9 protein-coding genes are annotated in these 10,874 nt (G+C 59.7%); 6 read left to right on the plus strand and 3 right to left on the minus strand.

Annotated features, from left to right (window positions below):
* Positions 1 to 32 precede the first annotated feature (32 nt).
* The 3 genes from N1037_22415 to N1037_22425 are packed head-to-tail and all read right to left on the minus strand — an operon-like array spanning position 33 to position 3,296.
* Positions 33 to 1,034, minus strand: coding sequence for a HAMP domain-containing histidine kinase (locus N1037_22415; protein ID UWS81873.1), 1,002 nt, complete (start codon positions 1,032 to 1,034; stop codon positions 33 to 35).
* Positions 1,034 to 1,708 (minus strand): response regulator transcription factor, encoded by a 675-nt coding sequence (locus N1037_22420; protein UWS81874.1) that lies wholly within the window; start codon positions 1,706 to 1,708, stop codon positions 1,034 to 1,036. Before N1037_22420 ends, N1037_22415 begins: the two co-directional genes overlap by 1 nt.
* Entirely contained in the window at positions 1,686 to 3,296 is a 1,611-nt protein-coding gene (locus N1037_22425; GenBank protein UWS81875.1) for a DUF4173 domain-containing protein, read from the minus strand. The genes N1037_22420 and N1037_22425 overlap by 23 nt, the downstream gene beginning before the upstream one ends.
* A 214-nt stretch (positions 3,297 to 3,510) precedes the next feature.
* Between N1037_22425 and N1037_22430 the strand changes: the two genes are divergently transcribed.
* The 6 genes from N1037_22430 (at position 3,511) to N1037_22455 (ending at position 10,768) form a co-directional block, all read left to right on the plus strand.
* Positions 3,511 to 4,695, plus strand: coding sequence for a lytic murein transglycosylase (locus N1037_22430; protein UWS81876.1), 1,185 nt, complete (start codon positions 3,511 to 3,513; stop codon positions 4,693 to 4,695).
* Between the two features lie 485 nt (positions 4,696 to 5,180).
* Positions 5,181 to 6,707, plus strand: a complete 1,527-nt coding sequence (locus N1037_22435; protein UWS81877.1) for an acyl--CoA ligase — start codon at positions 5,181 to 5,183, stop codon at positions 6,705 to 6,707.
* Between the two features lie 79 nt (positions 6,708 to 6,786).
* A complete protein-coding gene (locus N1037_22440) occupies positions 6,787 to 7,851 on the plus strand; it encodes a C4-dicarboxylate TRAP transporter substrate-binding protein (GenBank protein UWS81878.1) in 1,065 nt (354 codons plus the stop codon).
* 125 nt (positions 7,852 to 7,976) lie between these two features.
* Positions 7,977 to 8,480 carry a TRAP transporter small permease gene (locus tag N1037_22445; protein ID UWS81879.1) on the plus strand — a complete coding sequence of 168 codons (504 nt, stop codon included), beginning with the start codon at positions 7,977 to 7,979 and terminating at the stop codon, positions 8,478 to 8,480.
* An 85-nt stretch (positions 8,481 to 8,565) separates the two neighbouring features.
* Positions 8,566 to 9,906 carry a TRAP transporter large permease gene (locus N1037_22450; protein ID UWS81880.1) on the plus strand — a complete coding sequence of 447 codons (1,341 nt, stop codon included), beginning with the start codon at positions 8,566 to 8,568 and terminating at the stop codon, positions 9,904 to 9,906.
* A 67-nt stretch (positions 9,907 to 9,973) separates the two neighbouring features.
* Complete coding sequence (locus tag N1037_22455) at positions 9,974 to 10,768, plus strand: helix-turn-helix domain-containing protein (GenBank protein UWS81881.1); 795 nt, start codon at positions 9,974 to 9,976, stop codon at positions 10,766 to 10,768.
* Positions 10,769 to 10,874 lie beyond the last annotated feature (106 nt).

The following is a 10,874-nucleotide window of genomic DNA, read 5'->3' on the forward strand; positions in this document are numbered from 1 at the left end:
TGCCACCCAGGCCTGGGCGGGTTTCAGCGCAGTTAGGGCACCGCAAACGTAATAACAAAGCAGGCACCGCTGTGGCTGGGCTGAAGGGATATATCGCCGCCATGGACGCTCAGCATATTGCGCAGGATTGTCAGCCCCATGCCGGTGCCGCCTTGGGCGCGTTTGGTGGTGAAAAACGGGTCAAAAACCTGCGCGGCATTGCCGGGGGAGATGCCTTTGCCATCGTCGGTAATCCTGAGCTCCACACCGGTAGACAGTAGCTGAGCCGCAATGACAGCCCCTTGCGCTCCCTGTTCGCGGGCGTTGTTCAGCAGATGGGTGAGGATGATCTGTAACCCGCTTGCCCCGATGGGTAGCGCCAGATCGTGGCCCGCAAGCGCCAGTTGCAGATCGGCAAATTCGCCCTGAAGCCAGGTGTTTACCGCGCTGAGGCTGCTGCTGCCCTGGTGGTTTATTTCACGGGCGCGGGCGACCTCGCGCAGGGCGGTGAGCTGGTCTTCGATCTGGCGCGCGGCTCCGTCGATCTGGGTCAGAAGCTTTTGGTCTTCGCAGGGCAGGGCGGCGCCATCCTCGATCAGCTCTGTCGCGGCACGAATGGCGGAAACCGGGGTTTTGATCTCATGGCTGACGTGGTCGGTAAAGCTGCGGATGGTCATTTCCCGGTTGCGCAGGTGATCTGCCATGTCGATCACGTTTTGGGCCATCTCATGCAGCTCGGCAGTGCCGGAATGATATGGTGGATCAACGGGTTGGCCCTGTTTTCTGCGCACTTCAGCGGTATAGGCGTTGAGGGCGCGAATGGGGGAAAGCAGTAGTCGCACCAGCAGCCAGCCGAGAAATGCGGTCGCGAGGAGGATCAGGGTGCCCAGCAGCGCCGCCGCATTGCGAAAGCCAATTTCCGGCCCCAGATAGCGCAGCGCCACCAAACCGATCAGCGACAGAACCAGCGTGCCTGCTAGCCCACCGCCCAGCACCAGCGCCAGCGAGGGGCGCCACTTTTTTACCAGTTTCCCAGGCATCAAATTACCGGGCATCAGCGCAGCGCCCTAAGCCGGATGCCAACGGCGTGGACGGTCTCGATCAGATCAGTGCCCCCGGCCTGTTCCAGTTTGGCGCGCAGGTTGCGCAGATGGCTGTCCAGGGTGCGATCCGAGACCTGACTGCCAGCCCCCCAGATCTGGGTGATCAGCTCGGCGCGGCTGCGAATGCGGCTGGGGTCTTGCAGCAGCAACAGCAAAATGCCCTGTTCGCGGGCGGTCAGTGATATGTCTTGCCCGGCGATCTGGCAGCGGTGCGCTTGCGGATCAAGGCAAAGATTCCCGTGGGTCAAAACTGTCGGAGCCTGGGTTTTCTGACTGCGTTTCAGGATAGTGCGGATACGGGCCACCAGTTCGCGCGGGCTAAAGGGTTTGGTGACATAATCATCGGCGCCCAGTTCCAGCCCCAGAATGCAGTCCACCTCATCGTCGCGGGCGGTGAGAAACAGGATCGGCACCTCGGATCGCTGGCGGATGCGGCGGCAGACCTCAAACCCGTCCAGCTCTGGCAGGCCAATGTCCAGCACGATGAAATCCGGCAGCTCGCGGCTGGCATGCAGCAGCGCCTCTTGCCCATCGGCAGCGGTTACCACCTGCCAACCCGCGCGTTCCAGCGCGATGCGCACCAGATCGCGCAGGCGGGGGTCGTCATCGACCAGGAGAATCTTCATCGGGTTTTGCCTTACCTGCGCTTGCGCCGTCAAAATCTAGCCCAGCATAAGAACTTATCCGCCAGGAGCGAAAGCCCCATTCGCGCCAGTTGTCACCCTCAGAAGGCTGCTGCCAGCAGCTGTGGTAGCCGGATGGGATGCGCAAGGTTGGATCCGCTTGCAGTGCGGCGTGGATGCCACTGGTTGCAGTGGGTCCAAGAGTACAGAGGTAATACAAATCCAGCATTTTTGTTGATTTCATAGTCAGGTTCTGGGCGGCAATCAGGCTGGCAAAGTTGATAAAGGCACAGATGTACAGTGTCACCAGCCCCAGCCCGGTACAGCGCAGCAAAAGCCAGCGGTTGGAGCGCACCTTGAGGATCTGCCAAGCGGTCAGCAGCAGTCCCACCACCACCAGCCCAATCCAGATCATCGCATAAAGCCGCAGATAGGTGAGGCCAAAGCTCGCCATATAGAGGTCCAGCCGCAAGACCGAGCTCAGGCCGAGCAGGGCGTTCTGGCCAAGCCAGAGCATCATCAGCGGTTTCAGGCTGGCATGGCTTCCCAGATAGGGCCGCGCCGCGAGGGCAAACCCCCCGGCCAGCATGGCTGTGATCAACAGCGGATAGGCGCCGCGATGGGCATATGTCGCCAGCGTCATGCCCTCTGGCAGCTCCGCTCCACCAATGAGAATGGAGAGATCCATCAGGCTTTGCACCCCGAGGATTAGATTAAACACCACTAGGGCGCGCAGCACTGATCCGGCATTGAGCCCAAAGCTCACTCCCCGGCGGCGGGCGGGCGTATCGGCTTTTGCTTTAGGCGCTTCGCCTTGTGGTGTGGGCACGAGAAAGGGCCAGGTCATCAGCGCCGTGCCGCTCCAGAACAACACCCGGAGCAGCAGCGGTATGATATCCAGATCAAAACTCAAAAGGTCCACCAGCCCCTGTTCCAGCAGCGGATTGGCCTGCAGCAGCAGGGTGATCAGCACCAGGGCACCGCCCAGCGGAAAGCTCCAGTTGCGCAAATGTTTTGACAGGGAGGAGGCGGCCTTTTTGTCGTTGTTGTCTTGGCTGGTCTTTGGTTTGGCCACTGGGGCGTTCTGGTGCAGGCTGTGCACCAGCGTGCGCAGGCCGGATAAGGGCAGGGCGCGCGCTAGGTGCAGCGCGGCCGCTGGTATTGCCGCCAGGCGGGCCTTGGATGGCTGATGTATCCAGGCGACGGCGGTGATCAGGCCAAACAGCTGAAACCCCAGGGATAGAGCCTGATAATGTTCTATTACTGGCAGGCTGGTGAGCAGCAAAAACAGCAGCGCTGGTTTGCTGTGGGCCTTGTCGGGGGTGTTTACCAGCAAGGCGGCGCCAAACAGCGCCCAGCTGAACAGGGCGATAGACAGCCCCGGCGCATAGCCCCAGAACAGCCAGTCCGCCAGCGCTACCAGAACCACCAGCGCCAGCATCGCGCTGCCGCCCTTGCGGCCCAGATCTGTCCAGTTGCGCGGCGGCTTTGGGGCGACGGGATCCGGCTGTTCTGCGCTATCGCAGCTCAACCACCAGCCATCTTGTTGCAAAGACGCGGGCACCCCGCGCACGATGTATTCACCTGTCATCTTCTGTTCCCTCTGTCTCATTTTATCGTTGAAAGGACAGGGGAGGGGATGCCACAGGCGCCGCGCAGCGCTTGCGCAAGAGATGTGCAGGATCTGTGCAGATCTGTAGAGCAGTCTTCGGCGGGGAGGCGCCCAGCGGTGGCGGCTGTGCCTGCGCCAGGATTGCAAGCGGGATGAGATGCGCTAGGGTAAAAGAAAACAGCGAGCAGTGATGATGAGTTTTTCCAAGACGACAACGACCCAAATTTCCCGACGGAGTTTTGGCTTTGGCTTTGCCGCCTTTGGGCTGGTGGCCTGCGGCAATGTTACCTCGGCGGATCAGCGTGGCGTGCAGGGCAGCACGCCGCTGGCAAAACCTGGATTGCCCGCCGACCTGCGGCCCACTCCCAATGTCGGCTATGACGCCTGGGTGGATGGGTTTTACAGCCGCGCCCAGGCTAAGGGCATATCCGAGGCAACCCTGCGGGCCGGGTTTCGCAATGCCGGCTATCTGCCCGGGGTGGTGAAACGCGATCGCAACCAGACCGAATTCAAACGCACCCTCGAGGATTACCTGTCGATCGCCGTCTCAGACGAGCGGGTCAGCAAGGGCCGCGCCGCCTATCAGCGGCATCGCAAAACCCTGCTGGCGTTGGAGGCCAAATACGGCGTTGACGCATCCATTATTGCGGCGATCTGGGGGCTTGAGAGCTTTTACGGCGAACGGCGCGGTGATGTGCCGGTGGTTTCGGCCACCTCGACACTGGCCTATGACGGGCGGCGCGGGGCATTTTTTGAAAAGCAGCTGCTCGCGGCGCTGAAAATCCTGCAAAACGGCGATATCACTGCCAACAGGATGACCGGTAGCTGGGCCGGGGCCATGGGTCATACCCAGTTCATTCCCACGTCGTACCAGGCCTTTGCGGTGGATTTCACCGGGGACGGGCGGCGTGACATCTGGTCTGAGGACCCAACAGATGCGCTGGCGTCGACCGCGGCCTATCTGCAACGCAATGGCTGGACACGCGGCACGCGTTGGGGGCGTGAAGTCACCGGCGCGGCAGCTGCTGGCGCCTTGCAGCCACAGCCGGGCGGGCCAAGCTTTGCGGTGACGGGCAATTTCAAGGCGATCAAACGCTATAACAACTCGGATGCCTATGCCATTGGCGTCGGCCATCTGGCAGACCGCATCGCCGGGGGGGCGCCTTTGCGCGGTACATTCCCACCGGATGCCAACGGGCTGACCAAGGATGACCGGGTTGCGTTGCAAAAACGTCTGACTGCCAAGGGCTTTGACACCGATGGGGCAGACGGGATTTTGGGCCCCAAAAGCCAGGCCGCGATCAGCGCTTATCAGTCCAGCATTGGCCAGCCCGCCACCGGCACCCCATCGCAGGAATTGCTGCGCGGGCTGAAATAATGCTTTTCTAGACCGGATGTCGTGGGACAGGGGCTGATGCTTGGTCTGTTTGTCAGCATCCAGGGCGCCGGTCTACGGCGCCTGATGCATGCCCCGTGGTCAGGCCCGTTGTCAGGCCGGTGGACCTCGCGAAACTGTGCTGCCGCGCGCAGAGCAAAGGTTCAGGGGGCCAAACAGGAGGATTCTTGGCGATTCTTGCTTTGGCGCCCTGATGTGCATCTGGGTTGCGGGGGAGCTTTGCGGCTCACCTTACGCTAGGGCAAGGTGTCGCACCGCTTTTTAAGCCATGGCGGTCAAGAGCTTAGGGACTGCGGCACAGTTTCACTATGGCGATTTGAATTCCACATATTGAAATTGTAGCGACGCAGGTCTATACCCAACATCACTGTGCGACCCCGCACCCTCCAGGCCGCTGCGAGTCGTCCTTGGGTGTCCAGGGGGCAGGGGGGCTCAGTTCCAGGAGGATTCATAGGGAGGGGACCTGCGTGCAGACCCGAATTCACGAGACGCTACAGGCGGCAGCCGCTGCAAAACCCGACGCTTTGGCGATGATCGACTACGCGGATGGCAAGTACACCTGGTCCGATCTGGTTGAGGCCACGGCCGAGGCCAAGGAGGTGCTCCTGGAGCATGGCGTAAAACCCGGTGATCGTGTGGTCATGGTGTTTGAGAATTGCCTGGCGGTTTGCGCCTTTCTTTTTGCCACCAGCCAGCTGGATGCCACGGCTGTACCGCTGAATGCGCGGCTCACCCATGCAGAACTGGACCGGATGATCACCCATAGTGATCCCAGTGTTGTTGTGTTCTGTAAGGACGCGTCCGAATCTGCGGTGATCCATGGCAAGGCTTTTTCCGCCAAGACCGCCATGGGCAGCTTTGGCACCGTAGCGATTTTCCAGCGGCGCTGTAGCCAGTCGGAGCCTAGTTTCGAGGATGGCTCCGAACAGGTGGCGCTGTTGCTCTATACCTCTGGGACCACGGGCGTGCCAAAGGCGGCGATGCTCACCCACTTCAACCTGCTCTGTGCGGCGGCGGCCTCGGCCAAGGTGCGCGGCATCGAGGATGGCGATATGACCTATTTGGCGCTGCCGCTGTCGCATATCTTTGGCTTGGTTACCCTGCTTTCGGTTTGTACGGCGCAGGGGGCGCTGCGGTTGGAGGCCCGGTTCTCGGTTGAGCGGCTCTATAAGGCGCTGCAAACGGATGTGACCCTGCTGCCGGCGGTGCCGCAGATGCATGCGCATCTGTTTCACTATGCAATGGCACAAAACGAGCCGCGCTATAAGGCGGGTTTGCTGCGTTTTGTCTCCTCTGGCGGGGCGCCGCTGGACCCGACCTGGAAGCGGGAGGCCGAGGCTTTTTATGGCATTCCACTGCAAAACGGCTACGGGCTGACCGAAAGCTCCGCCGGGGTCTGTGCCACCACCAGCCCCTTTGGGGACCCGGATGTAAGCGTCGGCCATCCCATGCTCGACAGCACGTTCCAGCTCGATTTTGATGCCGAAGGCGCTGCGCCCGCCGAGGGGATCGGCGAGATCCTGGTGGGTGGTCCGCAGATCATGAAGGGCTATTTCCGCGACCCCGAGCAAAGCGCCAAGGTGCTGACTGTAGACGGCTTTTTCCGCACGGGCGATTTGGGGCGGTTTGATGAGGAGGGGCGCCTGCACATCGCGGGCCGGTCAAAAGAGCTGATCATTCGATCCGGGTTCAACGTCTACCCCGCCGAAATCGAAGGCGCGTTGACGGATCATCCAGAGGTCATCATGGCCGGGGTGGTCGGCAGGCAGGTCTCTGGCAACGAAGAGGTGCTGGCCTTTGTCAAAGTCGCTACGGCCTGCAGCTTGAATGAGGCGGATCTGTCGGACTTTGTGAAGGACAGATTGGCGCCCTACAAGCGGCCAACCCGGATCATTCTGGCACCGGATTTGCCTGCGGCTCCGACGGGCAAGATCCTCAAGGGCAAGCTGATTAGTACCTTTGCGGATGAATTGATGCGCGAGACCACTGTTTAAGTAAAAATTCTACTATACGGAATGTTGTTCTGTATGATAGGCAGCCGGGAAACCTAATCTCGGGGAGGAGATTCTGACTATGAGTTTTGTAAACACCACATTGGCAGCGGCAGCGGTTGCGCTGTCATTTGGCACCGTTGCAGCGGCGCAGACCACGATCTTTTACGGCCACAGCGGCCCGGCACGCGGCACGGTTCCGGCGGCGTTGAAATGGTTTGATGGCCGTATTGGTGAACTCTCTGAGGGGGATCTGAAACTGGATGTGCAATGGGGCGGCGCCCTGTTCAAAGCCTCGGCGTCGGTGCAGTCGATTGGTAATGGTGTTGCGGATGCCGGTTCGGTGATCTCGGCCTATTTCCAAAAGGAAATGGCGGCCTATTCCTTGGCGGATTTACCTCTGGGCGGCCCCAACCCCTGGGTTGGTCTGCGCGCCACCGACCATTTGATGCGCAGCATGCCCCAGATCACCGAAAATCTGGCGCGTCAGAACCTGGTCTATATCGGCACCTTTACTGCGTCTGATGTGAACGTCGCCTGCAAAGGCGCCGAGATCAACTCGATCCAGGATATCGCTGGCCTCAAGGTGCGGGGCGCTGGTGTCTACGGCAAAGTCTTTGGGGAGCTGGGCGCCACTATGGTGAACCTCAGCGTTTATGAGGCCTATCAAGGGCTTGATACCGGGCTGATCGACTGTACCCAGGGCTATTCCTATATTGTTCCGGCGCTGAAATGGCACGAAGTCATCGACAGCTACACCGTGCTGAACTGGGGCCAGATCGGTGGCTATGGCATGTTCATGAACAAGCAAAGCTATGACGCGCTGAGCGACGCGCAAAAGGCGGTTCTGACCCAGGCGGGCACCGAACTGGCGGATAAGTTTGCGCAGATCGTCATTGGTGCCAACAGCAAGGCTCTGGATGCGATGCGGGCTGATGCCTATGACCGTCCGGTCAAGGTGCTGGAAGTCTCGGCTGAGGAGCGCGCGGCGCTGAACACCGCCACCGAACCTTTCCTGGATGACTGGAAAGAAAATGCCGTCAGCGTTGGTCTGGATCCAGAGAAAATGATCGAGATCTATACCCAGGCGGTGGCGGAATACACCGCCGAGTTTGAGGCCAAAGGCTATCCTTGGGAGCGCAACTAAGCTGCGCTACTGGTGCTGAGGCACTGACCTGAAACACCAACCTGACATACCGGGGCAGGGAAGGACCTGCCCTGGTGTGTCAGACCGGCTGTTTCAAAATTTCAAAGCGAGCAGGGAGGCGCGACATGCTGGACCGGATCGAAAAACTCTTTATCGACGTGGCAACGGCGGCGATCATTCTATTGGCCTTGATGATCTTTGCCGATGTGATTGCGCTGAACCTGTTCAACGCCTCGGTGCCGGATGCGGTGATCATCGTGCGCGAGCTGATGGTGCTGGCAATCATCATGCCTCTGGCAGCTGCCACCACCCAGCGGGCTCATATCTCGGTTGAGTTTCTGACCAATATGCTGCCGCCCAAACTGGTGGAGTATTTTGTGATCTTTGGCACCCTGTTTGGTGTCTTTGCCCTGTCTCCGCTGATCTATTCGGGCGTCAAAGAGCTGATGCATCAGATCAATACCGGCAGTGCCTTTTACGGTGATCTCAACCTGCCGCAATGGCCTGGACGGTTGGCCTTTGTCATTGGGATCTCGCTATGCTGGCTGCGTTTGCTGGTCATGGCTTTGGGGGATATCCGGACCGTCTGGCGCGGTGAAACCCTCCACTTTGAGCCCACAGGCCACTGAGCAGGGTGCGAACTGTCCCCATTGCGTGTCGGCAGCTGACGGTCGACGCGCCGCGTAGAACACTTCAATTTCGGGAATAGACTTTATGGATCCGGCAACGATTGGATTACTGGCCTTTGGCCTGATGCTGGTATTGTTGGCGATGCGGGTGCCGATTGCCTTTGCATTGATTGGGGTTGCCACATTGGCCGCCTTTACCATCTTTGCCTTCAGAACCGGCACCTTCATGCCTGAGCGGGCCATTCGGGCCACCTCGTCGCTGGTGTTTTCAAACTCCTTTGATCTGGTGCATAGCTTTGATCTGTCGATGATCCCGTTGTTTGTGGCGCTTGGTAATATTGCCTATCGCGCTGGTATCACCACCGCTGTCTATAACTCGGCCAAGGTCTGGCTGGTGCGCCAGCGCGGTGGGTTGGCGGTGGCCTCGGTCATGGGCTGTGGCGGGTTTTCCGCCATCACCGGCTCGAGCCTTGCCTGTGCCTCCACCATGGGTAAGATCTGCACGCCTGAAATGTTGCGACTGGGCTATGATCCCCGTCTGGCCACGGCCAGCGTGGCGGCGGGCGGGACCCTGGGGTCGCTCATTCCTCCCAGTATCCTGTTCATTATCTACGCCATCTTTACCGAGACTTCGGTGAGCAAGCTGTTCCTGGCAGGGGTTTTGCCGGGTCTGTTGACGCTGGCGGGGTTTGTGCTGGTGATCTGGGTCTGGATCCGGGTCAATCCCAAACTGGTCCCCGAACAGGGCGCCGCCGCCAGCTGGAGCGAGAAAATGGCAGCCGCGCGCGAAGCCTGGCCTGCGGGGCTGATCTTTGCAATCATCGTGGTTGGCATCTATGGCGGCTTTTTCACTGCCACAGCGGCGGCGGCGGTCAGTGTTGTCATCACCACCATGATTGGCTTTGCGCAAAAACGCCTGACCCTGCAGGGCCTGTGGGAAGCGGTGCGCGAGACCTGCGTGCAGACCTCAGCCATCTTCATTGTGGCGGCCGGGGCCAAGATCTTTGTGGCCGCGATTGCCCTGACTGGGATGGCACCGGCGCTGGTGCAGACGGTGGCGGATGCACAGCTTTCGCCGATGGTGCTGCTGATCTGCATCTGTTGCGTGTACCTGATGCTGGGCATGTTTCTTGATCCGATTGGCATCATGGTGCTGACCCTGCCGCTGGTGGTGCCACTGGTGGAATCCTACGGCATGAACCTGATCTGGTTTGGCGTCGTGGTGGTGAAGCTGCTGGAGATTGGCCTGATTACACCGCCGGTGGGGCTGAATGTCTTTGTGCTATCCAATGTGGTTGGCAAAGCGGCGCCAATTGGCACGGTATTTGCAGGCATCTGGCGGTTCTTGTGCGTGGATGTGGTGGTTTTGGCGCTGATTGTGGGCTTTCCGTCGATTTCTTTGCTCTTGTCTATGACGGCAAGGTGAACAGGCTTTTTCATTTGCAAGAAATTCTATACGTTGGAATTCCTAACCACCGCTAGGACGATAGGCGATGCCAGATCTGAAAGACGACAAGCGATTTGCCAATACCCTGGCGCGCGGGCTCAATGTTTTGCGGGCCTTTGGGCCCAATGACGATGGTCTTGGCAATCTGGAGATTTCAGAGCGCACCGGTCTGCCGCGATCAACTGTATCGCGGCTGACCTTTACCCTCTGTGCGCTGGGGTATCTGACCCATGGCCGTCACCATGACAAATACCGGCTGGGGCCTGCGGCCCTGGCGCTTGGCAATATCGCCGGGGCGTCCTTTGGGTTTGTCGAAACGGCGAGCCCGATCATGCAAAAGCTGGCCGATGCAACCAAGACGTTGATTGGTGTAGCGATCCAGGATGATGGCAAGATGCTGATCGTCAAAACCTGGCGCCCGCGCAATTCAACCACCACCTGGCTCAATGTAGGGTATCGCATGCCGATGCTGCGGTCCTCTTCGGGGGCGGCCTTTCTGGGCGCATTGGGGCGCAGCGAAATGGAAAAACAGACAGGCGCCATGTCACCCGAGGATCAGGCCCTTTATCAGGATTTTGGCGCAGAGGCGCAGTCGAGCCTGCTGAGTGACGGCTATGCTTTTGTGCGCGGCGAGCAGCGCTTCAACACCTCTATCAACGCCATTGCCACCCCCTATCGTCCGTCAGAGTTTGGCGAGCCTGTGGTGTTTCTCAGCGGCGCCAAAAAAACCGACCTGACAGATAACCTGATCACCGAAAGCCTGGGCCCGGCGCTGGTGACAGCGGTGCAGGAGTTGCTGCATATCACCGGGCGGCGCTTTCCGATCCTGTCCGAAGACTAGGCTCTGGGCCCATAAATCTTACATGCTCAGCGGCTATTTCACGAGATTTCAGGGGCTTGGGGTGCGCAGCCAATAGTGGTTCTATTTGCAAGCGATCCGAGACATT

This window comes from Phaeobacter sp. G2 (assembly GCA_025163595.1).
Classification (GTDB): domain Bacteria; phylum Pseudomonadota; class Alphaproteobacteria; order Rhodobacterales; family Rhodobacteraceae; genus Pseudophaeobacter.

Bases quoted from the DNA above. Each gene is read 5' to 3' on its own strand.
- N1037_22415 (UWS81873.1), bottom strand. From the start codon at position 1,034: ATGCCCGGTAATTTGATGCCTGGGAAACTGGTAAAAAAGTGGCGCCCC.
- N1037_22420 (UWS81874.1), bottom strand. From the start codon at position 1,708: ATGAAGATTCTCCTGGTCGATGACGACCCCCGCCTGCGCGATCTGGTG.
- N1037_22425 (UWS81875.1), bottom strand. From the start codon at position 3,296: ATGACAGGTGAATACATCGTGCGCGGGGTGCCCGCGTCTTTGCAACAA.
- N1037_22430 (UWS81876.1), top strand. From the start codon at position 3,511: ATGAGTTTTTCCAAGACGACAACGACCCAAATTTCCCGACGGAGTTTT.
- N1037_22440 (UWS81878.1), top strand. From the start codon at position 6,787: ATGAGTTTTGTAAACACCACATTGGCAGCGGCAGCGGTTGCGCTGTCA.
- N1037_22445 (UWS81879.1), top strand. From the start codon at position 7,977: ATGCTGGACCGGATCGAAAAACTCTTTATCGACGTGGCAACGGCGGCG.
- N1037_22450 (UWS81880.1), top strand. From the start codon at position 8,566: ATGGATCCGGCAACGATTGGATTACTGGCCTTTGGCCTGATGCTGGTA.
- N1037_22455 (UWS81881.1), top strand. From the start codon at position 9,974: ATGCCAGATCTGAAAGACGACAAGCGATTTGCCAATACCCTGGCGCGC.